Here is a 22,446-nt window from a genome sequence, read left to right on the forward strand (position 1 = left end):
GCAAGACGACAGCCATGGCTGAGGCTCAGAACATCCCGGCGGGCTCCACCACCGCCGGCTCGATCGCGGTGGCCGCCGAGTCCACCGTCGCCACGCGCATGAGCGCCCCGCCGTCCTTCGACGTCGCGGACTTCCCCGTCCCGCACGGCCGCGAGGAGGAGTGGCGCTTCACCCCGCTGGCCCGCCTCCGCGGTCTGCACGACGGCACCGCCGTCGCCACCGGCGAGGGCGTCCGGGTCGAGATCGAGGCCCCCGAGGGCGTCACCGTGGAGACCGTCGGCCGCGACGACGAGCGCCTCCGCAAGGCCGGCACGCCCGTCGACCGCGTCGCCGCCCAGGCGTACTCCTCCTTCGAGAAGGCGTCGGTCGTCACCGTCGCCAAGGAGGCCGTCCTCGACGAGCCGATCCGCGTCGCCGTGCACGGCCAGGGCGGCGTCGCCTTCGGCCACCAGGTGATCGAGCTCGGCGCCTTCGCCGAGGCCGTCGTCGTCATCGACCACACCGGTGACGCGGTGCTCGCCGCCAACGTCGACTTCGTGCTCGGCGACGGCGCCAAGCTCACCGTCGTCTCCGTGCAGGACTGGGACAAGGACGCCGTCCACGTCGCGCAGCACAACGCGCTGCTCGGCCGGGACGCCTCCTTCAAGTCGGTCGTCGTCACCTTCGGCGGTGACGTCGTCCGCCTCCACCCGCGCGTCAGCTACGCCGCCCCCGGCGGCTCGGCCGAGCTCCTCGGCCTGTACTTCACCGACGCGGGCCAGCACCAGGAGCACCGCCTCCTGGTCGACCACAACACCCCGCACTGCACCTCGAACGTCGCCTACAAGGGCGCGCTCCAGGGCCAGGACGCGCACGCGGTGTGGATCGGTGACGTCCTCATCCAGGCCGCCGCCGAGGGCACCGACACCTACGAGCTCAACCGGAACCTCGTCCTCACCGACGGGGCCCGGGTCGACTCCGTGCCGAACCTGGAGATCGAGACCGGCGAGATCGCCGGCGCCGGCCACGCCTCCGCCACCGGCCGCTTCGACGACGAGCAGCTCTTCTACCTGATGGCCCGCGGCATCCCGGAGACCGAGGCCCGCCGCCTCGTCGTCCGCGGCTTCTTCGCCGAGCTGGTCCAGCAGATCGGCCTGCCGGACGTCGAGGAGCGCCTGATCGCCAAGGTCGAGGCCGAGCTGGAGGCCACCGTCTGATGGCCTTCGTCCGAGTCTGCGCACTGAGCGAGCTGGAGGCCGACACCCCGAAGCGGGTCGAGGTCGACGGCACGCCGGTGTCGGTCGTCCACACCGAGGGCGAGGTGTTCGCGATCAACGACATCTGCTCGCACGCGAACGTCTCCCTCTCGGAGGGGGAGGTCGAGGACTGCGCCATCGAGTGCTGGCTGCACGGTTCCAGCTTCGACCTCCGTACCGGCAAGCCGTCCGGCCTTCCCGCGACGCGCCCCGTCCCCGTGTACCCCGTAAAGATCGAAGGGGACGATGTGCTCGTCTCCGTCACCCAGGAGTCCTGAGTCACCCATGGCAACGCTCGAAATCCACGACCTGCACGTCTCCGTCGAGGCGGAGAACGGCCCCCGCGAGATCCTCAAGGGCGTCGACCTGACCATCAAGCAGGGTGAGACCCACGCGGTCATGGGCCCCAACGGCTCCGGCAAGTCGACCCTGGCGTACTCCCTGGCGGGCCACCCCAAGTACACGGTCACCGGCGGCACCGTCACCCTCGACGGCGAGGACGTCCTGGAGATGTCCGTCGACGAGCGCGCCCGCGCCGGCGTCTTCCTCGCCATGCAGTACCCGGTCGAGGTCCCCGGCGTCTCGGTCTCCAACTTCCTGCGCACCTCCGCCACCGCCATCCGCGGCGAGGCCCCCAAGCTGCGCACCTGGGTGAAGGAGGTCCGCGAGGCCATGGAGAAGCTCTCCATGGACCCGGCCTTCGCCGAGCGCAACGTGAACGAGGGCTTCTCCGGCGGCGAGAAGAAGCGCCACGAGATCCTCCAGCTGGAGCTGCTCAAGCCGAGGATCGCGATCCTCGACGAGACCGACTCCGGCCTCGACGTCGACGCCCTGCGCATCGTCTCCGAGGGCGTCAACCGCGTCCGCGAGACGGGCGAGGTCGGCACCCTGCTGATCACCCACTACACGCGCATCCTGCGCTACATCAAGCCCGACTTCGTGCACGTGTTCGCGAACGGCCGCATCGTCGAGTCCGGCGGCGCCGAGCTCGCCGACCAGCTGGAGAACGAGGGCTACGACAAGTACGTGAAGGGTGGCGCATCCGCGTGACTTCCGCCCATCAGGGGCTGACCGGCCTCCTCGACACCGAGGCGATCCGCAAGGACTTCCCGCTCCTGGATCGCACGGTCCACGACGGCAAGAAGATCGTGTACCTGGACTCCGCGGCGACCTCGCAGAAGCCGCGGCAGGTCCTCGACGCGCTCAACGCCTACTACGAGCGTCACAACGCCAACGTCCACCGCGGCGTCTACACGGTCGCCGAGGAGGCCACCGCGCTGTACGAGGGCGCCCGCGACAAGGTCGCCGCCTTCATCAACGCGCCGAGCCGCAACGAGGTGATCTTCACCAAGAACGCCTCCGAGTCGCTCAACCTCGTGGCCAACATGCTGGGCTGGGCCGACGAGCCCTACCGCGTGGACCACGAGACCGAGATCGCCATCACGGAGATGGAGCACCACTCCAACATCGTCCCGTGGCAGCTGCTCTCGCAGCGCACCGGCGCGAAGCTGAAGTGGTTCGGCCTCACCGACGACGGCCGCCTCGACCTGTCGAACATAGAAGAGGTCATCACGGAGAAGACGAAGATCGTCTCCTTCACGCTGGTCTCCAACCTGCTCGGCACCCAGAACCCGGTCGAGACCATCGTCCGGCGCGCCCAGGAGGTCGGTGCGCTCGTCTGCATCGACGCCTCGCAGGCGGCCCCGCACCAGGTCCTGGACGTCCAGGCGCTCCAGGCCGACTTCGTGGCCTTCACCGGCCACAAGATGTGCGGCCCGACCGGCATCGGCGTGCTGTGGGGACGGCAGGAGCTCCTGGAGGACCTCCCGCCCTTCCTCGGTGGCGGCGAGATGATCGAGACCGTCTCGATGCACTCCTCCACCTACGCGCCGGCCCCGCACAAGTTCGAGGCGGGTACGCCCCCGATCGCCCAGGCCGTCGGCCTCGGCGCGGCCGTGGACTACCTGTCGGCGATCGGCATGGAGAACATCGCGCGCCACGAGCACGCGATCACCGAGTACGCCGTCCGGCGCCTCCAGGAGGTCCCGGACCTGCGGATCATCGGCCCCACCACGGCCGAGGACCGCGGCGCGGCGATCTCCTTCACGCTCGGCGACATCCACCCGCACGACGTGGGCCAGGTGCTCGACGAAGAGGGCATCGCGGTCCGGGTCGGCCACCACTGCGCGCGGCCGGTCTGCCTGCGGTACGGAATTCCCGCGACCACGCGGGCGTCGTTCTATCTGTACTCCACGCCGGCCGAGGTCGACGCCCTCGTCGCGGGTCTGGAGCACGTACGGAACTTCTTCGGGTAGGGGTCGGTCGTGAAGCTGGATTCGATGTACCAGGACGTCATCCTGGACCACTACAAGCACCCGCACGGGCGGGGCTTGCGGGACGGCGACGCCGAGGTGCACCACGTCAACCCGACGTGCGGCGACGAGATCACGCTCCGCGTGAAGTACGACGGCGACCGGGTCGAGGACGTGTCGTACGAGGGCCAGGGCTGCTCCATCAGCCAGGCGTCGGCCTCCGTCCTCAACGAGCTGCTCGTCGGCAAGGAGCTGGCCGAGGCGCAGAAGATCCAGGAGACCTTCCTGGAGCTGATGCAGTCCAAGGGCCAGATCGAGCCGGACGACGCCATGGAGGAGGTGCTGGAGGACGCGGTCGCGTTCGCCGGCGTCTCCAAGTACCCGGCCCGTGTGAAGTGCGCGCTGCTCAGCTGGATGGCGTGGAAGGACGCGACCGCCCAGGCCCTGGGCGGAGACGACCAGAAGTCTGTGAGGAAGTCGGCATGACCGAGAACATCGAGGCCACGATGAAGCCGGCCTCCGAGGAAGAGGTCCGCGAGGCCCTGTACGACGTCGTCGACCCCGAGCTGGGCATCGACGTCGTCAACCTGGGCCTGATCTACGGGATCCACATCGACGACGCGAACATCGCGACGCTCGACATGACGCTGACCTCGGCGGCCTGTCCGCTGACCGACGTCATCGAGGACCAGGCCCGCGCGGCCACCGACGGCATCGTCAACGAGCTGCGGATCAACTGGGTCTGGATGCCCCCGTGGGGCCCGGACAAGATCACCGACGACGGCCGCGAGCAGCTGCGCGCGCTCGGCTTCAACGTCTGAGCGGTGAGTACGTGAGAAGAGGCCCCCGGCATCGCCGGGGGCCTCTTCTCCGTCTCCGCCCGGGTCAGGAGCGCGGCACGGACGCCGTCTCGGCCAGGACCGGGCCGAGGTTCTCCTTGCGGATGCGCTGGTCGACGTAGAGCAGGCCGGAGACCAGGGGCTGGAGCGGGGCGAGGAACGCGTGGGTGAGGAGCTGGACGAGGCCGAGGGTGACGGCCAGGGCGCCGGCGGCGGCGAACAGCGTGCCGGGCGTGAGGGTGAGGTCCATCCCGGCCTGGACGGAGAACATCGACAACTGGCTCACCGCGGAGACGCCCGTCTGCACCACGAACGAGACCGCGCCGACGATCAGCAGCATCACCAGGGTGCACCCGAAGATCCGCCACCAGGAGCCGCGGACCAGCTCGGCCGAGCGGCGCATCGCGGCCACCGGCCCGGCGGACTCGATCACCGCGGCCGCCGGGGCGAGGCTGTACCTCACCCAGATCCAGAGGGCGAACGGCAGGGTCCCGAGGCTCAGGAGGAGCGCGAGGAGGCCGGTGAGCGCGAGCCCGACGCCCTCGTCGTGCCCCCCGTGGGCGGAGACGTTCACGATCATCGCGGCGAGCATCAGGCAGAGGCCGACCAGGGAGAGCGCCACCGGGACGAGGGCGGCCAGCGCCGGCGGGACGAGGGAGCCGAGCACCGGGCCGAGCCGCGACCAGGCCCGGCGCCACACGGTCCCGAAGCCGGCCCGGCGGCCGAGCACCGTCTCCTGGACCACGGTCGCGACGGCCGCGTTCAGCAGGGCGGTGGCGACCAGCAGCGCCACCGCGCAGACCAGCCAGACGGTGCCGAGGACGGCGAGGAGCGGCGCGAGGTCCCGGAGGCCGGGGTCCCCAGGGGTGGGGGTGTCCGCCCAGCGCCGGTAGTGGTCGGCGAGGCCGGCCCAGGCGGCGAGGCCCACGCCGGCGATCAGCGCGGCGGCCACCGCGTAGGTGGTGAGGGCCATGCCGAGGAGCACCGCCCAGTGCCGACGGTACGCGGCGAAGGCGCCCGCCAGCACGTCTCCCAGGTCGAGCGGGGCCAGGGGTATCACGCCGGGCTTCGGCGAAGGCGGCGCGGGCGCGTAGCCGTACCCGTACGGCCCGGGGGCGTCAGTCATGCGCCATACCGTAGCCGTCACCGTTGTGTACGCCCGTACGCAACGATGTGTACCTTCGTACACATGGGATACGGACTGCTCGCCGGGGCCATAGCGGCCGAGATCATCGCCACCACCTCCATGAAGTACAGCGAGGGCTTCACCCGGCTCTGGCCCTCGATCGTCACCGGCGCCGGCTACGTCATCGCCTTCGCGCTGCTCGCGCAGGCCCTCAAGACCCTCCAGGTCGGCACCGCCTACGCGATCTGGTCCGGCGTCGGCACGGCCGCCGTCGCCGGCATCGGGATCCTCTTCCTCGGGGAGGCCCTGAGCCTCGCCAAGATCGCCGGGATCGTCCTCATCGTCGCCGGGGTCGCCGTGCTCAACCTGGGCGGGGCGCACTGATGGCGCGGGCCCGCCGCCACGACCCCGAGCGGCGGGAGCGGATCGTGGACGCGGCCCTGCGGGTGGTGCGGCGGGACGGGATCGGCAGACTGACCCACCGGACGGTCGCCGCCGAGGCCGACGTCCCGCTCGGTTCCACCACCTACCACTTCGGCTCCCTCGACGAACTCCTCGTCGCCGCCCTGCGGAAGGTCAACGCGGGCTTCGCCGGCGAACTGCGCGGCGCGACCCTGCGCGAGGGGGAGGCGCTCCCCGCCGGACTCGCCCGGCTGCTCGGCGCGTGGCTCGGGGCCGAACGGAGCCAGGTGGAGCTGGAGTACGAGCTCTACCTCGCCGCCCTGCGCCGCCCCGCGCTCCGGCCCGTCGCCGCCGAATGGGCCGAGGAGGTCGTCACCGTCCTCGCCCCGCACACCGGACGGACCACCGCCCGCGCCCTCGTCGCCCTCATGGACGGCATCGGCCTCCAGACCCTGCTCACCGGCGCGCCGTACGACGAGGCGTACACGCGCGAGATGGTCGCCCGGATCCTGAACGAAGGCCCGAACGACCGGCCCGCGGACTCGTCGGAAGCTCCGGTCGGCCCGACCGGCACCTGAGACCGGTTGGCCCGCGCAGGGGCCCGCCCGTTAGGTTTTCCGTCATGACCACCACTGCTCCTCGCACCACCGGCGCCGTCGCCGCCGGCCTCGCCACCATCGCCGGTGACGGCACCGTCCTCGACACCTGGTTCCCCGCCCCCGAGCTCACCGAAGAGCCCGGCCCGGCCGGCACCACGCGGCTCTCCCCGGACGAGGCGGTGAACGCCCTCGGCGAGGGCGCCGCCAAGGCCCTCGGCGTGGACGCCCGCCGCGGCGTCGAGGTGGTCGCCGTCCGCACCGTCATCGCCTCCCTCGGCGAGAAGCCGCTCGACGCGCACGACGCCTACCTCCGCCTCCACCTGCTGAGCCACCGCCTGGTGAAGCCGCACGGCCAGAGCCTGGACGGCGTCTTCGGCCTGCTCGCCAACGTCGCCTGGACCTCGCTCGGTCCGGTCGCCGTCGACGACATCGAGAAGGTGCGGCTCAACGCCCGCGCCGAGGGCCTGCACCTCCAGGTCACCTCGATCGACAAGTTCCCCCGCATGACCGACTACGTCGTGCCCGCCGGCGTCCGCATCGCCGACGCCGACCGCGTCCGCCTCGGCGCCCACCTCGCCGCCGGCACCACCGTCATGCACGAGGGCTTCGTCAACTTCAACGCCGGCACCCTCGGCACCTCCATGGTCGAGGGCCGTATCTCCGCCGGCGTCGTCGTCGGCGACGGCTCCGACATCGGCGGCGGCGCCTCCACCATGGGCACCCTCTCCGGCGGCGGCAACGTCGTCATCTCCATCGGCGAGCGCTGCCTCGTCGGCGCCGAGGCGGGCGTCGGCATCGCCCTGGGCGACGAGTGCGTCGTCGAGGCCGGCCTGTACGTCACCGCCGGCACCCGGGTCACCATGCCCGACGGCCAGGTCGTCAAGGCCCGTGACCTCTCCGGCGCCTCGAACATCCTCTTCCGCCGCAACTCGGTCACCGGCGCCGTCGAGGCCCGCCCGAACAACGCGGTCTGGGGCGGCCTCAACGACATCCTGCACAGCCACAACTGACGGCCCGGCCGCCCTCCCGGACCCGCTCAGACGGCCGGGAGGGCGGTCAGCCGCTCCCCGTGGAGCGCCATCAGACGCGTGCCCGCCGCTGCGACGTACCACTGGTCGAGCGCCTTGCTGCCGTCGTTGTACCGCCAGCGCAGCTTCCCGTTCCGCGCGTCGAAGGCGAGGATCCCGCCCTTGTCGTCCAGCTCGGTGGCCGCGTAGAGCGTGCCGCCCACCTTGGCGAACTGCCCGGGGTACGCGACGTCCAGGAGCGCCTCGGTGCGCCAGCTCTCCTTGCCGGTCGACGGATCGACCGCCCGCACCACATGGCCCGAGTCGGCGGCGTACAGCACCCCGTCGAGCACGCCGATGCCGTGGAAGCGGGTGAACTCCTCCGACGCCAGCGACCACTTCTCCGCCCCGTCGGCCAGCGCGAAGGCGCGCAGCCGCCCGGCGTCGGCGACGATCACCAGACCGTCGTGGACCGCGAGCCGGCCGCTGTTGGAGCGCCCGATCTTCTTCGTCCAGAGCTGCCGGCCGGTGTCGGTGGACCGGACCGTCACGTTCTCCTTGTAGTCCGTGTAGACGAGATACCGGCCGACGGCGTCGGCGGCGATCCCGTACTCCTGCGTCCCCGCGTCGCGCAGCTCCTGCCAGGCCACCTTGCCCGTCGAGGTGTCGATCGCCGCGACGACGTTCCGCTCGACCCGGAAGTCCTTCTCCAGGATGCCCGCGAGGACGTACACCCGGTGCTCGTCGGCGGCGATCGGCCGCGGCTGCGAGAACCGCCTGCCGAGCCGGCTGCGCCAGGTCTCCCGGCCGGTCGCCGGGTCGAGGCCGACGACGTCCCCGTCGTACTGGGCGCTCGCCAGGTAGAGCGTGCCGCCGCGCACCAGCATCCGCGCGCCCGGGACGGCGACCTCCTCGCGCCGCCAGCGCTCCGCGCCGGTGGCGGCGTCCCGTCCGACCAGCGGGTCGTTCGAGACGAGGACCACGTCTCCGGCGACGGCGAGCGCGTCCATGCCGAGGGTGCCCTTGGCGGTCCGCTGCTGCCACAGGGGTTCCGGGGCGGTGCCGGGCGGCGGGGCGGTGAAGGAGTCCCCGCCGGCGGCGGGCGTCCCGGACGGGGTCCCCTCCGGGGCGGAGGGGGCGGCCACGCCCGGCTCCTCCGCCGGGCCGCAGCCCCAGGCGCCCGCCCCCAGCGCCGCGAGGCCGATCCCCGTGCCCGCCCGCCGCAGCATGGTCCTGCGGGAGACTCCGCGTCCCTCGTGCCGTCTCATCCGTCCGCCCCCGACTCTCGTGTGGTTCGTGTCCTTGTTCGACGGCGGGGAGCCTAGCGACCCGGCCGGGCCGCACCCGGGTCCGGGACGCAACGGGGACAGGACCGTGAACCTCGTGACAGCACGGCAACCCTTCCGGTCACGGAGCGTTGTCACTGGGGAGCGCAGTGCTCCACCGAGAGACGAGGCGAGGAGCCGACATGAGGACGAAGCCCATGGTCGCCGCGGTGCTCACCGCGGCGGCGGTGCTGCTGCCGGCGGGGGCAGCCCGGGCCGACGAGACGCACACGCACAACGGGCCCACCGTGACCAACGGTCCCAGTCTCACCCTGCACACCGGCCAGATCGACGACCCGCTGGAGGACGTCCTGGAGCACGCGGCGATCCTCGGGCGGACCTACACCACCGACTCCGCCTGAACCAGCTCCTCCAGGAGGGCCCGCAGCCCGTCGGCCGTCTCCCGGCCGGCGGGCAGCAGCGGTTCCCGGAGCGGGCCGCCGAGGAGCGCCTTCGCGGTGACCGTGCCCGGCAGGCCCGCGGCCATCATCCGCTCGACGAGGGGGAGCGTGCGGGCGTGCAGCCGGGCGGCGAGGGCGGTGTCGCCGGCGTCGTACGCGTCGAGGACGGCGGCCAGCTGACGCGGCGCCACGTTCGCGACCGTGCTCACGTAGCCGGCGCCGCCGACGGCGTACAGCGGGAGGTTCAGCTCCTCGCTGCCGGAGTAGTAGGCGAGGGGCGTCTCGGCGATCAGCCGGGCCGCGGTGAGGAGGTCGTACGAGCAGTCCTTCACGGCCGTGATCCGCGGGTGCGCGGCGAGCCGGCGCATGGTGTCGGGCTCGACGCGGGTGCCGGTGCGGCCCGGGATGTCGTAGACCATCACGGGGAGCCCGCTGCCGTCCGCGACCCTCAGGAAGTGGGCGGCGACCGCGTCCTGCGGCGGACGGCTGTAGTACGGGGTCACGACGAGCACGCCGTCGGCGCCGGCCGCCTCCGCCTGGCGGGCCAGCTCCACCGTGTGCCGGGTGTCGGCCGTGCCCACGCCCGCGACCAGCGCGGGGGCCGGGCCGACCGCCTCCCGGACCGCCCGGACCAGGGCCGCCTTCTCGGCGTCGGTGGTGGTCGGCGACTCCCCGGTGGTGCCGTTGAGGACCAGGCCGTCGCAGCCCTCCCCGACCAGCCGGGCGGCCAGCTTCCCGGCCGCGTCGAGGTCGAGGGCGCCGGTGCCGGTGAAGGGGGTGACCATCGCGCAGAGGGCGCGGCCGAAGGGGCGGGGCGTTCCTGGAGTGCTCATGGAAGCAGTCTGGGCGGACGCCATCGTTCAGGTCCACTTAGATCTGCTTGGGCGGAACGTTCAGTTCGGGTGAACGGAATCAGGGGTGGAGGGCGAGCTTGAACCCCTCGTGGCTGCGGGCGTACCCCAGCGAGGCGTAGAAGCGGTGGGCGTCGGCGCGCTCCTTGTTGCTGGTCAGCTGGACGAGGGCGCAGCCGCGCGCCCGGGCCCGCTCCGCCGCCAGTTCCATCAGCCGGCGGCCCAGGCCCGCGCCCCGCCGGTCGGCCCTGATCCGGACCGCCTCGATCAGCGCCCGCTCGGCGCCGCCCTTGCCGAGCCCCGGGACGTAGGTGGCCTGGAGGCAGCCGAGGAGCACGCCGTCCGCGCCGGCCAGCACCAGCATCTCGTTGCGCGGGTCGGCCTCGATGGCGGCGAAGGCCCGCTCGTACGCCTCGGTGACGAGGACGGTCGCCGGGTCCACGACCCGCTCCTCGTCGGCCAGGAGGGCGAGGACGGCGGGGAGTTCGGCGCGGGTGGCGGGGCGGAGGATCACGACGGCCAGTCTTTCACGGCGAACCCCCTTGACCTCGACCAAGGTCGAGGGTGGAGGGTCGAACCGTCCGCACCGAGCAGGAGGAGACACCCCATGAACGCCGTCGCACGCCCCGATGCCCGTCCCGACCTCCACCGCCCCGGAGTCGGCGCCGTCCTCGTCAGCACCTGGCGGGTCGGCACCCCCGAGCGCCAGCGCGCCGCCGTCGAGGCGATCCGTAAGGCATGGGAGAGCCGGGACTGGCCGGACCTCGGCCTGCTCGGGTACAGCGTCCTCGCGGGGACCGACGGGGAGACGCTGCTGCACTACTCGCAGTGGACCGATCAGCGGGCCTACGACGACTTCGTCCGCACCTACCGCGACGACCGGAACGCCGAGATCGACGCCGCCGTGCCCGGAATCGAGCGGGTGGAGCTCCGCCGCTACGGGCCGATCCACCGCTCCACCGTCCACGCCGGCACGGGCGCGGGGGAGCTGCCCGGGATCGTCGTGGTCGTGGAGGCCGACTTCGACGGGGCCGGGCACCAGGAGGAGTGGGTGGAAAGCGTGTTCGCCGCGCTCGGCGAGGACGCGGTGACGCGGCCCGCGTCCGGCGGGATCAGCGGCCGCTTCCATCTGTCCGTCGACGGCGTCCGGGTCCTGAACTACGCCGAGTGGGAGAGCGAGCGCGCCCACGAGAGGTGGCTGGCGGACGACGCCCCGCCGAGCGGGGCGTGGGCGCGGGTCCACCACCACCCGGCGCTCGTGGGCAGCCGGGTGCGCAGGTACGCGCCCGCGCTCAGCCTGAGCGCGGGCGCGTAGCGGCGGGATCCGGGTTACGGGCGGAAGCGCAGGACCTGCGGGTCGTGGTCGCTGTCCTGGTCCGCGAACTCGGCGTTGATGTGCACGCTGTCGTACTCGAAGTGGTGCACACCGGGGCTGGTCAGGATCTGGTCGAGGACCTGGCTGTTGCCCTGGTAGACGTACGAGTACCGCTCGGAGCGCGGCAGCGACTTCACGGCCGGGTAGAGCACGTCGCCGTCGGTCAGCGCCTCGGTGGTGTCCGAGAACTCGAAGTCGTTGATGTCGCCGACGACGAGGACGTCCGCCTGCTTGTCGAGCGCGGTGATCTCCTTGACGAAGGCGTTGACGGCCTGCGCCTGGAGGTGGCGCTTCACCTCGGAGGAACGGTTCGGCGGCTGGTGGTGGGAGACGATCGACTCGTCGCCGCCCTTCGAGCCGAAGTGGTTGGCGATGACGAAGACCGTGCGGCCGCGGAAGACGAACTCGCCCGCGAGCGGCTTGCGGCTGGCCTCCCAGGCGGCGTTCGCCGGGTCGATCCGGCCGGGGGAGAGGGTCAGGGCGGCGCGGCCCTTCGAACCCGTGACGCCGGTCGCGGTGGTCGCGTCGCCGCCCGCGCGGTCCACGAAGGAGACGCGCTCGGGGTTGAAGAGGAAGACCTGACGGATGTTGCCGCCGGGCTCGCCGCCGTCCTTGTTGTTCTCGGGGTCGATCGAGCGCCACTCGTACGCCGGGCCGCCGGCGGCCACGATCGCGTCCGTGAACTTCTTCACCGTCTGCGCGGCCGAGACCGTGCCGTCGTTCTTGGCGCCGTTGTCGTCCTGGATCTCCTCCAGGGCCAGGACGTCCGGCGCGGCCAGGTTCTCGACGACCGCCTTCGCGAGCGCGTCGAACTTCTCCTGCGGGTCGGTCGGGTCGAGGTTCTCCACGTTGTACGTGGCCACGGCCAGCTCGTTCTTGTGCTGCTTCTCGGTGACCTCGCGCTCCAGGCCGCCGTCCTCGACGGTGCCGAGGGTGCGGGCGGTCAGGGTGTAGCCGCCGAACTGGTTGAAGTCGAGCGGCCCCTCGGTCGAACCGGTCAGCCAGTCGCCCACGTTCGCCTTCGGGAAGGGCTGCTGGGCGAGCGGGATCAGCGACTGGATCTGGAGCCGGCCGGTGTTCTGGGACTCGTACGAGCCGTAGACCGTGCCGCCCCGCCGGTTGCGGTTCTCCCACGGCTTCACCGTGACCCACAGCTCGGAGTACGGGTCGGTGGCGCCGACCACCCGGGAGGAGGAGACGCGGACGTTGGTGCCCTCCAGCGACTCGTAGTAGTCCAGGGCGTAGGTGTCCGGGTCCAAGGTCAGGCCGTTGACGGAGCCGCCGTTCGCCGGGTCGCCCGCGGGGGCGTACGCGTCCGGCACCGACCAGGGGGCGATGGTGACCGGGGCGGGCAGCGCGTTGCCCTTCGAGACCACGGTGACCTTGGGACGGGACAGCTGCGTCAGCGACTGGTTGCCGGAGTTCAGGCCGCCGGGGACGTACTCGGTGACCGTGCCGTCGACGCTGACCGCGTCGCCGACCGCGACCGTCGGGTTGGAGCTCGTGAAGACGAACAGGCCCTCGCTGGTGGCCGGGTTCCCGTCGCCCTGCGGGTCCTGCATCCAGAAGCCGCGCGAGGAGCCGTAGCCGCGGACACCGGTGACGACGCCCGTCACGCCGGTGACCTGCTTGCCCGCCAGCGGCGAGACCCGGGTCGTGCCCTGGACGTCGTGGATGCGGACCGCGGCGGTGTCCTCGGCCGCGGCGCTCTGCGAGCCGGCGAGCAGTCCGGCCGCGAGCGCGGCCGCGACCACCGCGGAGACGGCGGCGGTTCTCGGTATGGAGGAAGACATCAGGAGGCTCCGAGGGTGCTTGGAGGAACGGCAGAGAGATCTACGCGCGTCAATCTCTTGCGAGAGCGCCCCACTTGTCAAGGGTCGACGGGTGTACGAAGGCTGACGGATCCGTGAACCGCCGGACGGCCCCCCGGATGCGTCTACGCTGAGGACGCCGGTCCCGCCCGGCCGCCGCCGGCCGACCCCGGCCGGCCCGCGATCCACCCCACGATCCACACCGATCCACGCACGCGTCGAGGAGATCCCCCACATGGCTGCGGAGCACCCCACCCTTCCCCCCGTTCGGCTGCCCTCGGACGCGGAGCTGGCTCGGGAAGCCCTGGCCGCGCCCCTCCTCGCCCACGCCGTGCGCCTCGCCCGCTGGGCCGGACCCGACACCCGGGTCGGCGCGGGCGGCGAACTCGTCGACGAGCAGCTGCCGGACGCCGCCGGCGCCCTCGGCCTCGGCGACGACGAGGACGCCGAGTACTGGGCGGGCGACGCCTGGCGGCTCGCCGTCGACACCGGCCTCGTCGACGTCGAGGACGGCGCCGACGACGACACCCCCGGCACCGCCGCCCCCGGCGAGAACCTCGCCGTCGTCACCGGCGGCGCGCCCCGGGACGTGCTCGGCATCTGGCTCGACGCCTTCGAGGCCGTCTTCGCCGACGCCGTCGCCCCCGTCCTCGACGACCTGGAGCCGCTGCTCGACGAGGACGGCGGCCTCGACCTCGACAGCCTCGACTGGGACCCCGAGGCGGAGGCCGACTTCCTGGAGGGCGTCCTCGGCAACCTCTACCTGCTCACCGTCAGCGAGGGCGGCCCCGGCGAAGGCCCCGTCCCGCTGCCCGCGCTCGCCGCCTCCATGGTCGTCCCCGACGACATGGGCGAACCCACCGACGACGTCCTGGAGCAGGTCTCCGACGCGATGATGCGGCTCGACGAGCAGTTCCGGCTCCTGGAGCCCATCGGCCTCGTCGAGTACCACCCCGTCGACGAGGCCCTGATGGCCGAGGAGGGCGAGGAGCCCGCCCCGCCCGTCGACGACGAGGACGTCTCCCGCTACGGCATGGTCCGGCTCACCCCGCTCGGCCTCTACGGCGTCCGCACCCGCATGCTGGAGGCCGGCGTCGACGCCCCCGCCGTCGGAGACCTCGCGGAGAAGGACGCCGACACCCTCCTCGCCGGCCTCGCCGGCTATCCCGAGTCCGCCGCCCGCGCCGAGACCGAGGCATGGCTCGCCGGCCGCGAGCCGGTGCCCGCCGCCGCCGAACTCCTCGCCGCCGCCCGCGGCTCCGACCCCGAGTCCCCGCTCCGCCGCCTCCACTGCCAGCAGGCCCTCGCCCTCGTCGGCGCCGAGGCCGAGCCGATGGTCCGCGCCGTCCTCGACGACCCCGAGCTCGGCGGCCTCGCCCGCGTCTGGCTCGCCGAGCGCGGCGCCTCGGACGTGCCCCCGCCGCCGGAGTCCCTGATCTTCTGGCTCGCCGTGGACACCATCGCCGCCCAGCTCGACGCCGCCGGCGACCTCACCGAGCTCCAGGAGCTGATCGAGGGCCTGACCAGCCGTCACACCGGCTTCCTGGAGACCGCCTGGCGGGTCGAGCACCCCGCCACCGCCGACGTCCTCGACGCCATGGGCCGGCTCCACCCGGACAAGACGGCCGCCAAGGAGGCCCGCAAGGCCGCCTTCAAGGCCCGCTCCCGCGCCGGCTCCGCCTGACCCCTCCTCCGGCACGCCCGCGGAGTGCTTTCCCCGGCCCGGGGAAAGCGCTCCGCGGCCGTTCCCGTGGCGTTCAGCCGCCGTTCCCGCGGGCGCGCGAGGGTGTGCGCGACATCAGGCCCTCAGCCAGGGGAGAGACCGCACACCATGGCGCTCAACCGCAGAGAGTTCACCCAGAAGTCCGCCGTCGCCGGCTTCGCCCTCACCGGCGCCGTCGGAGTGCTCGCCACCGCCCCCGAGGCCCTCGCGAGCGACGAGCGCGCCCACGGCGGCCCCGGCCGCGACGACGACCACGGCCACGACCACGGCGGCCACGGGCACGGCCACGACCGCCTCGGCTACGGCCCGCTCGTCGCCGACCCCGACGGCGTCCTCGCCCTGCCCGAGGGCTTCTCCTACCGCGTCATCACCCGCACCGGCGTCACCCGCCTGGAGAGCGGCGAGTTCACCCCCTCCCACCACGACGGCGCCGCCACCTTCGCCGGCCCGCGCGGTACCACGTACGTCGTGTACAACCACGAGCTCAAGGGCCCCCGCTCCTCATGGGAGCACCCGGTCCCGCTCACCGAGGGCCTCGTCTACGACCCGGCCGCGGCCGGCGGCTGCACCGTCGTCGAGGTGCGGCGCGACGGCACCGTCGCGGAGTGGGTCGGCATCGCCGGCACCTCGACCAACTGCGCCGGCGGCCGCACCGCCTGGGGCACGTGGCTGACCTGCGAGGAGAACTCCGACCTCGCCGGCAAGAACGGCATGACCAAGGACCACGGGTACGTCTTCGAGGTGGACCCCCGCGACCACCGCGCCAACCTCGCCCCCAAGCCCCTCAAGTTCTTCGGCCGCTACGACCACGAGGCCGTCGTCGTCGACCCCAGACGGGGGCACGCCTACCTCACCGAGGACGCCTCCAACCCCAACGGCCTCCTCTTCCGCTGGGTCCCGCCGCGGGGCTTCGAGCACGGCCGCGGCCGCTACCGCCCGCTCGCCGACGACGCCGGCGTCCTCCAGGCCGCCCGGTGCATCGACTCCGCCGGCCGGTTCGTCGACGACCTCTCCCGCGCCACCCGCATCGGCACCGTCTACGGCGTCGACTGGGCGGACGTCCCCGACCGCGACGCCCGCACCACGCCCGTGCGCAAGCAGTTCACCGACGGCCAGGTCACCCGCGCCCGGAAGCTGGAGGGCATGTGGTGGGCCGACGGCGGCGCCTACGTCGTCTCCTCGTACGCCCGCCAGGAGAGCCCCGGCGCGGCCCACGACGGCCAGGTCTGGTTCTACGACCCCAAGCGCCGCACCCTCACCCTGAAGGTGCTGCTCGGCGTCAACGCGGCGCCGGAGCAGGACGGCGCCTACGACGGCCCGGACAACATCACCGTCTCCCCGTACGGCGGACTCGTCCTCGCCGAGGACGGCGAGGGCGTCTCGCACCTCTTCGGCGCCACCGACTCGGGCCGCACCTACCCGATCGCGCGCAACGACCTCAACGACAGCGAGTTCACCGGCGTCGTCTTCTCGCCCGACGGCGACACCCTGTACGCCAGCATCCAGACCCCGGGCATCATGGTCGCCATCACCGGCCCCTGGCGCCGCCAGCCCCGCCGCTGACGCCCCGCCGGCCCCCGGCGCCGCGAGTCCGGGGGGACCTGTGAGGATTCACGTCGGGTTCCCGACGGGTTCCCGCCAGGTTCCAAGATCCTCTGTCGGCTCCATGGACTGACATCTAACCTGTCAGTCCATGGACGACGTTCTGATGCCGGTGGGCCGGACCCTGTTGCGCGACCGGGCCTACGAGTCGCTGCGCGAGGCGATCGTGCGCGGCGACCTGGCCCCCGGCGCCCTCCTCAAGGACGCCGACCTCGCCGACCGGCTCGGACTCTCCCGCGCGCCCGTCCGCGACGCCCTCGCCCGGCTCACCGTCGAGGGCCTCGTCGAGACCAAGCCGCAGAGCTACACCCGGGTCACCCGGCCGGTCAGCCGGATCGTCAGGGACGCCGCCTCCGTCGTCCGGGTGATGCACGAACTCGCGGTCCGCACCGCCGTGCCGCTGCTCGGCCCCGGGGCGATCCGCGCCATGCGCGAGGCCAACGAGCGCTTCGCCGCCGCCGTCCGCTCCTCCGACGTCGAGGCCGCCCTCGACGCCGACGACGAACTGCACCAGGTACTCGTCGGCGCCAGCGGCAACCACGCGGCCGCCGCCACCATCGACCGCTACACCCCGCTGATCCGCCGGATCGAGCGCCGGCTCTTCGGCGACGCCGGCAGCTGCGCCTCCGCCGAGCTCCACGCCCGCCTCATCGACGCCTGCGCCGCCGGGGACGCGGACGAGGCAGTCCGGATCACCAGCGAGATCTGGGCCGCGCTGGAGCAGCTGGCCGACGACGCCACCGAGGTCGCCGAGGTCACGGGCATCCCCGCGCCCTCGCGGCCGTAGGCCGTTCCTTCCGGCGAGCCCGGCAGGATCCGAAGGAGACGGCCCAGCCCCGTCGGGCCGTTCCCGCCGGTCCGGCCCCCGCCCCCCGTACGCCACCCCAGGGAGAGCCGCCCGTGCCGATCACCGACTTCGCCCGTTACCCGCTCCTCTTCGGACCCTCCCCGGTCCACCCCCTCGAACGGCTCGGACACCACCTCGGCGGCGCGACCCTCTGGGCCAAGCGCGAGGACTGCAACTCCGGTGTCGCCTACGGCGGGAACAAGACCCGCAAGCTGGAGTACCTGGTCGCGGACGCCCTCGCGCAGGGCTGCGACACCCTCGTCTCCATCGGCGGGGTGCAGTCCAACCACACCCGCCAGGTCGCCGCCGTCGCCGCCCGCGCCGGGCTGCGGTGCGTGCTGGTCCAGGAGAGCTGGGTCGAGTGGCCCGACTCCGTCTACGACAAGGTCGGCAACATCCTCGTCAGCCGGCTCGCCGGAGCCGACGTGCGGCTGGTGCGGGCCGGCTTCGGGATCGGCTTCAAGGAGAGCTGGGAGCAGGCGCTGCGGGAGGTCGAGGAGCGCGGCGGGAAGCCGTACGCGATCCCGGCCGGCGCCTCCGACCATCCGCTCGGCGGGCTGGGCTTCGCGAACTGGGCCTACGAGGTGGCCGAACAGGAGCGGGAGCTCGGCGTCTTCTTCGACACGGTGGTGGTCTGCTCGGTGACCGGCTCCACCCAGGCCGGCATGGTCGCCGGCTTCGCCGCCCTCGCGGAGGAGGGCGAGCGTCCGCGCCGGATCATCGGCGTCGACGCCTCCGCGAAGCCCGCCGAGACCCATGAACAGATCACCCGGATCGCCCGGAACACCGCCGCCCTCATCGGTGTCGAGCGCGAACTCGGCGCCGCCGACGTGGAGCTGGACGAGCGCTATCACGCCGGTGTGTACGGCGTCCCCGACGAGGCCACCCTCGACGCGATGCGGCTCGCCGCCCGCACCGAGGGCATGATCACCGACCCCGTCTACGAGGGGAAGTCGATGGCCGGGCTGATCGACCTGGTGGACCGGGGCGAGATCGGCCACGACGCGACCGTCCTCTACGCCCACCTCGGCGGCCAGCCCGCCCTCAACGCCTACAGCGCGCTGTTCTCCTAGGACCCGCCCGGAGGGCCCTCTCCTCCTCCCCCTCCGGGCCGGCCCGGAGGGGGAGGGGACCCGGGCGCGGGGTCCGGGTGCTCAGAGTGCCTGGGCGGCCGGCTTCACCATGCCCCGGACCGTCCGGGACTTCACGAACTCGCCCATCGCCGTCATCTCCCACTCGCCGGTGAACTGCTTGATGAGCTTGGCCATCATCACGCCGGTCTGCGGCTCGGCGGAGGTCAGGTCGAAGCGGACCAGCTCCTCGCCGGTCGCCGCGTCCATCAGCCGGCAGTACGCCTTGGCGACCTCGGTGAACTTCTGCCCGGAGAACGAGTTCACCGTGAAGACCAGGCCGGTCGCGTTGGCCGGCAGCCGGCCGAGGTCGACGGTGATGACCTCGTCGTCGCCCGCGCCCTCGCCCGTCAGGTTGTCGCCGGAGTGCCGGACGGCCCCGCCCAGGATGGTCAGCTTGCCGAAGTAGCAGCTGTCCAGGTGGTTGCGCTGGGGGCCGTACGCGATGACCGAGGCGTCCAGGTCGATGTCCTTGCCCCGGTACGCGGGCTCCCAGCCGAGGCCCATCTTCACCTGGGAGAGCAGCGGGCGGCCGCCCTTGACCAGCGACACCGTCTGGTTCTTCTGGAGGCTGACCCGGCCCTTGTCGAGGTTGATCTTGCCGGTGGGGGCCGGGGCGGCCGGGGCCGCGGCGGCGAGCCGCGGGTCCACCGGGGGAGCCGGCGGCATCGGCGGGGGAGTGAAGGACGGCAGGGTCTGCGCGGAGTGCACCGGCGGAGGCGTGTGGCCCGGCGGCGGGGTGTGCGCCGGGGGAGGGGTGTGCGCCGCCGGGGCGGCGGGCGCCGGGGCCGCGGGGGCGGCGGGCTCCTCGTCCACCGAGACACCGAAGTCGGTCGCGATGCCGGCCAGGCCGTTCGCGTACCCCTGGCCGACGGCGCGCACCTTCCAGGCGCCGTTGCGCTGGTAGATCTCGACGACCACCAGGGCCGTCTCGGTGGCCAGCTGGGGCGGGGTGAAGGTGGCGACGACCGCGCCGCTGTCGGCGTCACGGACGGTCGCGGTGGGCTCGATGCCCTGGAAGGTCTGGCCGGCGGCGTCCGGACTGGCCGTGACCACGATCCTCTCGATGCCGGCGGGCAGGGCACCGGTGTCCACCAGGATCGCGTCCGGCGCGGTGCCGCCGCCGGAGCGGTAGGTGACACCGGGGCCGGCGGGCTGGTTGTAGAAGATGAAGTCGTCGTCCGAGCGCACCTTGCCGTTGGCGCCGAGCAGCAGGCCCGAGACGTCGAGCCGCACGGGGGCGGCGACGTCCACCGCCACACGGGGGCCGGTGAGCGGGAGATTCGAGCCGGGGGTCATTGCGGTCATGCCAGGCTCAACGATCCGGGTCCCTTTGCCGTTCCCTTACCCACGACGGGTTCCGCCACCTTGGTTACGGGGATGGTTCCGTGCCTGGCGCTCGTTGCCGAAACGGTACGCCCCGGTCCAGCGGGCCATCGTCAGCTGGGCGTCGCCGGTCTCCACCTCGGCCCGGAACTTCGCCGCCCGGTCACCGCGCAGCACCCCGGCGGGCCGCCCGTGGTGGGTGAGGACGACGGAGCCGTCCTTGCGCTCTTCGTACGCGAATCCCTGTGGTCGTGGCATGCCGGGCATCCTGCCCGTCCCGGGCAGGTCCGTCATATGAATTATCTTTCGCACCGTGGGTGGGAGCTCTTTTACGACCGGGGACGTCGACGAGGCACGTCAGGAACTCGACGCGCGCTACTACGCGAGCCGGATGGACGTCGTCGACGCGCACCGGTCCTTCGCGGCCCGCTTCGACATCGTCGAGTTCGGGCCGCTCGTCATCGGCGACCTGAGCTGCGGGGCCGACGTCCGGATGAGCTTCGGCGAGCTCGGCGCCTACCACGTCAACGCACCGCTCAGCGGCACCATGGAGATGCGCCAGGGCCGCGGACCCGCCGTGTACGCCTCCGCCCGCGAGGCACTGCTCCTCGACCCCGCCGGGGACACCTTCCTCGACCGCTGGAGCGGCGACGGACAGATCCTCTCCGTCAAGGTCGGCGCCGCCGAACTGCGCGACCGGCTGGAGAGCCTCCTCGGCCGCCCGCCGCACGGCGGCCTCGCCTTCCGGCCCCGCCTCGACATCTCGCGCGGCCCCGGGCTCAGCTGGGTGCGGTTCGCCCGCCGGGTCGCCGCCGAGGCGCTCGCCGGGGAGGGCCTCGCCCACCACGAACTGGTCGCCCGCCCGCTCCAGGAGGCGCTGCTCAACGGGCTGCTGCTGGCCGCCGAGCACCCCTGGCGGGACGAGCTGGCCCATCCCGGCGGGCCGCGCCGTCCCGCGCCGGTCAAACGGGCCATGGACGCGGTCCGGGAGCGCCCCGAGCACCCCTTCACCACCGCCGAACTCGCCGCCCACGCGCGCGTGAGCGTCCGCAGGCTCCAGGAGTCCTTCCGGGAGTACGTCGGGATGTCGCCCATGGCCTACGTGCGGGAGGTCCGGCTCGAACGGGTGCGGGAGGAGCTGCGCGCGGCGGAACCGGACGAGGTGAGCGTGAGCGAGGTCGCCTGGCGGTGGGGCTTCGCGCACCAGGGCCGCTTCGCGGCGCACTACCGGGAGAAGTTCGGCGAGTCGCCGTCCCGGACGCTGCGGACGGCGCGCTGAGGGCGGGCCGTGCGCTCGCGTGCTCCTGCCGACCGCGCATTCCGGACAGAGGCCGCGTTACGCGGCTCGCGGTGATCTTGAGGGCCGCCTACCGTGGTGCGGGTCCGGCGCTGCCAGCGCGCGCCGTCGAACCGGGCCCGGCCGGCTCCCCCGTATCACCGGCCGGGCCCGCGGACGCCCGCTCCGTCCCCGCCGCCGCCCCTGGCGGCGCCGGCCCCGCCCTTCACCGGGACGACGCCCCCCGCCGCCCCTCCGTGCGCGCGCCCGTCCCGCCGTGCGGCGCCCACCAGGTCAGGGGGTGGGCCAGCGGGGAGGGGCGGTGGTGAAGGTGCCGCCCAGGTAGAGGTCGTCGGGGGTGCCCTCGGCGGGGACGCCCAGTGCGGCGAGGAGCTTCGGCGCGTACACCTCCGAGTCGTCCCGCGGCACGTAGCCGAGCGCGCGGGCGCTCGACAGGTCCCACCACTCCCGGGTGTTGGCGGAGGATCCGTGGACCACGGTGTGGCCGACGTCCGGCGCGGTGAGCGCGGCGTGCAGCAGCCGGGCGCAGTCGGCGGGGCTGAGCCAGAGGGAGAGCATCCGGACCGAGGTCGGCTCGGGGAAGCAGGAGCCGATGCGGACGGAGACGGTCTCGACGCCGTGCCGGTCCCAGTACAGCTGCGCGAGGTCCTCGCCGAAGCACTTGGAGAGGCCGTAGAAGGTGTCGGGCCGGTGCGGGGTGGCGACCGGCACCGGCGGTTCGCCGTCCCGCGGCCGGCGGGTGAAGCCGACGGCGTGGTTGCTGGAGGCGAAGACGACCCGGCCGACGCCCTCCTCGCGGGCCGCCTCGTAGAGGTGGTGGAGGCCGGTGACGTTGGCGGCGACGATCGCGTCGAAGTCCGCCTCCAGGGATATGCCGGCCAGGTGCACGATCGCGTCCACCCCGCGCACCGCCTCGCGCAGGGCCGCGCGGTCGGAGAGGTCGGCGACGATCGCGTCCGGGGCGCCGGGGACCGGGACGGCGTCGAGGAGGCGGAGCTCGTACCCGTGGGCGGGGAGCAGGTCCCGCATGAGGGTGCCGACGCCGCCGGCGGCACCGGTGAGGAGGAGCGTGCGGGGTGCGGGCATCGGGTGGTTCTCCTCGGGTGGGGTGCGGGGCCGGCTCGATGAGCCATTCACGGACGTGGACACGCTAGGGAGGGGTCAGAGAGGCCGTCAAGGCGCTGTCCCGCCAGGTGTCTTGGTCTTGACCGGGGCGGTCGCAGCGGTTAGCGTGCGAG

General features: G+C 73.1%; 24 protein-coding genes. 16 read left to right on the plus strand and 8 right to left on the minus strand.

The window, feature by feature from the left end; all coding sequences use genetic code 11:
* Positions 1–14 precede the first annotated feature (14 nt).
* Genes sufD through ACFVU3_RS24000 form a run of 6 tightly spaced genes read left to right on the plus strand, consistent with a single transcriptional unit; the run spans position 15 to position 4,368 of the window.
* On the plus strand, positions 15–1,196 hold the full coding sequence (sufD, locus tag ACFVU3_RS23975; protein WP_390069119.1) for a Fe-S cluster assembly protein SufD: 1,182 nt from the start codon (positions 15–17) through the stop codon (positions 1,194–1,196).
* Positions 1,196–1,513 carry a bifunctional 3-phenylpropionate/cinnamic acid dioxygenase ferredoxin subunit gene (locus tag ACFVU3_RS23980; RefSeq protein ID WP_030322524.1) on the plus strand — a complete coding sequence of 106 codons (318 nt, stop codon included), beginning with the start codon at positions 1,196–1,198 and terminating at the stop codon, positions 1,511–1,513. The genes sufD and ACFVU3_RS23980 overlap by 1 nt, the downstream gene beginning before the upstream one ends.
* Before the next feature lie 7 nt (positions 1,514–1,520).
* Positions 1,521–2,285, plus strand: coding sequence for a Fe-S cluster assembly ATPase SufC (gene sufC, locus ACFVU3_RS23985; protein ID WP_351108928.1), 765 nt, complete (start codon positions 1,521–1,523; stop codon positions 2,283–2,285).
* Positions 2,282–3,550, plus strand: coding sequence for a cysteine desulfurase (locus ACFVU3_RS23990; protein ID WP_390069121.1), 1,269 nt, complete (start codon positions 2,282–2,284; stop codon positions 3,548–3,550). Before sufC ends, ACFVU3_RS23990 begins: the two co-directional genes overlap by 4 nt.
* Before the next feature lie 9 nt (positions 3,551–3,559).
* Positions 3,560–4,033 carry a Fe-S cluster assembly sulfur transfer protein SufU gene (gene sufU, locus ACFVU3_RS23995; RefSeq protein ID WP_390069123.1) on the plus strand — a complete coding sequence of 158 codons (474 nt, stop codon included), beginning with the start codon at positions 3,560–3,562 and terminating at the stop codon, positions 4,031–4,033.
* A complete protein-coding gene (locus ACFVU3_RS24000) occupies positions 4,030–4,368 on the plus strand; it encodes a metal-sulfur cluster assembly factor (protein ID WP_376595993.1) in 339 nt (112 codons plus the stop codon). Before sufU ends, ACFVU3_RS24000 begins: the two co-directional genes overlap by 4 nt.
* Positions 4,369–4,432: 64 nt before the next feature.
* Here the strand turns inward: ACFVU3_RS24000 and ACFVU3_RS24005 are convergent, their stop codons facing one another.
* A complete protein-coding gene (locus ACFVU3_RS24005) occupies positions 4,433–5,512 on the minus strand; it encodes an oxidoreductase (RefSeq protein ID WP_390069126.1) in 1,080 nt (359 codons plus the stop codon).
* A gap of 63 nt (positions 5,513–5,575) precedes the next feature.
* On the opposite strand from ACFVU3_RS24005, the gene ACFVU3_RS24010 reads away from it, so the two are divergent.
* From ACFVU3_RS24010 to dapD, 3 genes are read left to right on the plus strand one after another with little or no spacing between them, the layout of a single operon-like run.
* Positions 5,576–5,896 carry a DMT family transporter gene (locus tag ACFVU3_RS24010; protein ID WP_390069128.1) on the plus strand — a complete coding sequence of 107 codons (321 nt, stop codon included), beginning with the start codon at positions 5,576–5,578 and terminating at the stop codon, positions 5,894–5,896.
* Positions 5,896–6,492, plus strand: a complete 597-nt coding sequence (locus ACFVU3_RS24015) for a TetR/AcrR family transcriptional regulator (RefSeq protein ID WP_390069130.1) — start codon at positions 5,896–5,898, stop codon at positions 6,490–6,492. Before ACFVU3_RS24010 ends, ACFVU3_RS24015 begins: the two co-directional genes overlap by 1 nt.
* A 44-nt stretch (positions 6,493–6,536) precedes the next feature.
* Entirely contained in the window at positions 6,537–7,523 is a 987-nt protein-coding gene (gene dapD, locus ACFVU3_RS24020) for a 2,3,4,5-tetrahydropyridine-2,6-dicarboxylate N-succinyltransferase (protein ID WP_390069132.1), read from the plus strand.
* A 26-nt stretch (positions 7,524–7,549) separates the two neighbouring features.
* On the opposite strand, the gene ACFVU3_RS24025 is transcribed toward dapD, so the two are convergent.
* Complete coding sequence (locus ACFVU3_RS24025; protein ID WP_390069134.1) at positions 7,550–8,788, minus strand: PQQ-binding-like beta-propeller repeat protein; 1,239 nt, start codon at positions 8,786–8,788, stop codon at positions 7,550–7,552.
* A gap of 200 nt (positions 8,789–8,988) precedes the next feature.
* Between ACFVU3_RS24025 and ACFVU3_RS24030 the strand changes: the two genes are divergently transcribed.
* On the plus strand, positions 8,989–9,207 hold the full coding sequence (locus ACFVU3_RS24030) for a hypothetical protein (RefSeq protein WP_390069136.1): 219 nt from the start codon (positions 8,989–8,991) through the stop codon (positions 9,205–9,207).
* Here the strand turns inward: ACFVU3_RS24030 and dapA are convergent.
* Both dapA and ACFVU3_RS24040 read right to left on the minus strand, forming a co-directional pair.
* On the minus strand, positions 9,186–10,079 hold the full coding sequence (dapA, locus tag ACFVU3_RS24035) for a 4-hydroxy-tetrahydrodipicolinate synthase (protein ID WP_390069138.1): 894 nt from the start codon (positions 10,077–10,079) through the stop codon (positions 9,186–9,188). The genes ACFVU3_RS24030 and dapA overlap by 22 nt on opposite strands.
* 79 nt (positions 10,080–10,158) lie before the next feature.
* Positions 10,159–10,611 (minus strand): GNAT family N-acetyltransferase, encoded by a 453-nt coding sequence (locus tag ACFVU3_RS24040; RefSeq protein WP_390069140.1) that lies wholly within the window; start codon positions 10,609–10,611, stop codon positions 10,159–10,161.
* Between the two features lie 93 nt (positions 10,612–10,704).
* On the opposite strand from ACFVU3_RS24040, the gene ACFVU3_RS24045 reads away from it, so the two are divergent.
* Positions 10,705–11,412 carry an antibiotic biosynthesis monooxygenase gene (locus ACFVU3_RS24045; protein WP_390069142.1) on the plus strand — a complete coding sequence of 236 codons (708 nt, stop codon included), beginning with the start codon at positions 10,705–10,707 and terminating at the stop codon, positions 11,410–11,412.
* A gap of 14 nt (positions 11,413–11,426) precedes the next feature.
* Here the strand turns inward: ACFVU3_RS24045 and ACFVU3_RS24050 are convergent, their stop codons facing one another.
* Positions 11,427–13,265 (minus strand): endonuclease/exonuclease/phosphatase family protein, encoded by a 1,839-nt coding sequence (locus tag ACFVU3_RS24050; protein ID WP_390069144.1) that lies wholly within the window; start codon positions 13,263–13,265, stop codon positions 11,427–11,429.
* Between the two features lie 253 nt (positions 13,266–13,518).
* Here ACFVU3_RS24050 and ACFVU3_RS24055 point away from each other — a divergent pair, with 253 nt between their 5' ends.
* From ACFVU3_RS24055 to ACFVU3_RS24070, 4 genes are all read left to right on the plus strand, one after another.
* Positions 13,519–14,967 (plus strand): hypothetical protein, encoded by a 1,449-nt coding sequence (locus tag ACFVU3_RS24055; RefSeq protein ID WP_390069146.1) that lies wholly within the window; start codon positions 13,519–13,521, stop codon positions 14,965–14,967.
* A gap of 147 nt (positions 14,968–15,114) precedes the next feature.
* On the plus strand, positions 15,115–16,569 hold the full coding sequence (locus tag ACFVU3_RS24060; RefSeq protein ID WP_390069148.1) for an alkaline phosphatase PhoX: 1,455 nt from the start codon (positions 15,115–15,117) through the stop codon (positions 16,567–16,569).
* A 130-nt stretch (positions 16,570–16,699) separates the two neighbouring features.
* A complete protein-coding gene (locus ACFVU3_RS24065) occupies positions 16,700–17,395 on the plus strand; it encodes a GntR family transcriptional regulator (RefSeq protein ID WP_390069150.1) in 696 nt (231 codons plus the stop codon).
* Between the two features lie 113 nt (positions 17,396–17,508).
* Complete coding sequence (locus ACFVU3_RS24070; RefSeq protein WP_390069152.1) at positions 17,509–18,528, plus strand: 1-aminocyclopropane-1-carboxylate deaminase; 1,020 nt, start codon at positions 17,509–17,511, stop codon at positions 18,526–18,528.
* A gap of 81 nt (positions 18,529–18,609) precedes the next feature.
* Here the strand turns inward: ACFVU3_RS24070 and ACFVU3_RS24075 are convergent, their stop codons facing one another.
* Both ACFVU3_RS24075 and ACFVU3_RS24080 read right to left on the minus strand, forming a co-directional pair.
* A complete protein-coding gene (locus ACFVU3_RS24075) occupies positions 18,610–19,884 on the minus strand; it encodes a TerD family protein (protein WP_390069298.1) in 1,275 nt (424 codons plus the stop codon).
* A gap of 45 nt (positions 19,885–19,929) precedes the next feature.
* A complete protein-coding gene (locus ACFVU3_RS24080) occupies positions 19,930–20,169 on the minus strand; it encodes a hypothetical protein (RefSeq protein WP_390069153.1) in 240 nt (79 codons plus the stop codon).
* A gap of 55 nt (positions 20,170–20,224) precedes the next feature.
* Between ACFVU3_RS24080 and ACFVU3_RS24085 the strand changes: the two genes are divergently transcribed.
* Complete coding sequence (locus ACFVU3_RS24085) at positions 20,225–21,190, plus strand: AraC family transcriptional regulator (protein ID WP_390069155.1); 966 nt, start codon at positions 20,225–20,227, stop codon at positions 21,188–21,190.
* A 291-nt stretch (positions 21,191–21,481) separates the two neighbouring features.
* Here ACFVU3_RS24085 and ACFVU3_RS24090 read toward each other — a convergent pair whose 3' ends face one another.
* On the minus strand, positions 21,482–22,294 hold the full coding sequence (locus ACFVU3_RS24090; protein WP_390069157.1) for an NAD-dependent epimerase/dehydratase family protein: 813 nt from the start codon (positions 22,292–22,294) through the stop codon (positions 21,482–21,484).
* Between the last annotated feature and the right edge of the window lie 152 nt (positions 22,295–22,446).

Origin of the sequence: Streptomyces sp. NPDC058052, assembly GCF_042885515.1 — a bacterium.
Classification (GTDB): domain Bacteria; phylum Actinomycetota; class Actinomycetes; order Streptomycetales; family Streptomycetaceae; genus Streptomyces.

Bases quoted from the DNA above. Each gene is read 5' to 3' on its own strand.
- dapD (WP_390069132.1), top strand. From the start codon at position 6,537: ATGACCACCACTGCTCCTCGCACCACCGGCGCCGTCGCCGCCGGCCTC.
- ACFVU3_RS24065 (WP_390069150.1), top strand. From the start codon at position 16,700: ATGGACGACGTTCTGATGCCGGTGGGCCGGACCCTGTTGCGCGACCGG.
- ACFVU3_RS24030 (WP_390069136.1), top strand. From the start codon at position 8,989: ATGAGGACGAAGCCCATGGTCGCCGCGGTGCTCACCGCGGCGGCGGTG.
- ACFVU3_RS24055 (WP_390069146.1), top strand. From the start codon at position 13,519: ATGGCTGCGGAGCACCCCACCCTTCCCCCCGTTCGGCTGCCCTCGGAC.
- ACFVU3_RS24080 (WP_390069153.1), bottom strand. From the start codon at position 20,169: ATGCCACGACCACAGGGATTCGCGTACGAAGAGCGCAAGGACGGCTCC.
- ACFVU3_RS24005 (WP_390069126.1), bottom strand. From the start codon at position 5,512: ATGACTGACGCCCCCGGGCCGTACGGGTACGGCTACGCGCCCGCGCCG.
- sufD (WP_390069119.1), top strand. From the start codon at position 15: ATGGCTGAGGCTCAGAACATCCCGGCGGGCTCCACCACCGCCGGCTCG.
- ACFVU3_RS24025 (WP_390069134.1), bottom strand. From the start codon at position 8,788: ATGAGACGGCACGAGGGACGCGGAGTCTCCCGCAGGACCATGCTGCGG.
- ACFVU3_RS24050 (WP_390069144.1), bottom strand. From the start codon at position 13,265: ATGTCTTCCTCCATACCGAGAACCGCCGCCGTCTCCGCGGTGGTCGCG.
- ACFVU3_RS24060 (WP_390069148.1), top strand. From the start codon at position 15,115: ATGGCGCTCAACCGCAGAGAGTTCACCCAGAAGTCCGCCGTCGCCGGC.
- ACFVU3_RS24000 (WP_376595993.1), top strand. From the start codon at position 4,030: ATGACCGAGAACATCGAGGCCACGATGAAGCCGGCCTCCGAGGAAGAG.
- ACFVU3_RS24015 (WP_390069130.1), top strand. From the start codon at position 5,896: ATGGCGCGGGCCCGCCGCCACGACCCCGAGCGGCGGGAGCGGATCGTG.
- ACFVU3_RS24090 (WP_390069157.1), bottom strand. From the start codon at position 22,294: ATGCCCGCACCCCGCACGCTCCTCCTCACCGGTGCCGCCGGCGGCGTC.
- ACFVU3_RS24075 (WP_390069298.1), bottom strand. From the start codon at position 19,884: ATGACCCCCGGCTCGAATCTCCCGCTCACCGGCCCCCGTGTGGCGGTG.
- ACFVU3_RS23980 (WP_030322524.1), top strand. From the start codon at position 1,196: ATGGCCTTCGTCCGAGTCTGCGCACTGAGCGAGCTGGAGGCCGACACC.
- dapA (WP_390069138.1), bottom strand. From the start codon at position 10,079: ATGAGCACTCCAGGAACGCCCCGCCCCTTCGGCCGCGCCCTCTGCGCG.
- ACFVU3_RS24010 (WP_390069128.1), top strand. From the start codon at position 5,576: ATGGGATACGGACTGCTCGCCGGGGCCATAGCGGCCGAGATCATCGCC.
- sufC (WP_351108928.1), top strand. From the start codon at position 1,521: ATGGCAACGCTCGAAATCCACGACCTGCACGTCTCCGTCGAGGCGGAG.
- ACFVU3_RS24045 (WP_390069142.1), top strand. From the start codon at position 10,705: ATGAACGCCGTCGCACGCCCCGATGCCCGTCCCGACCTCCACCGCCCC.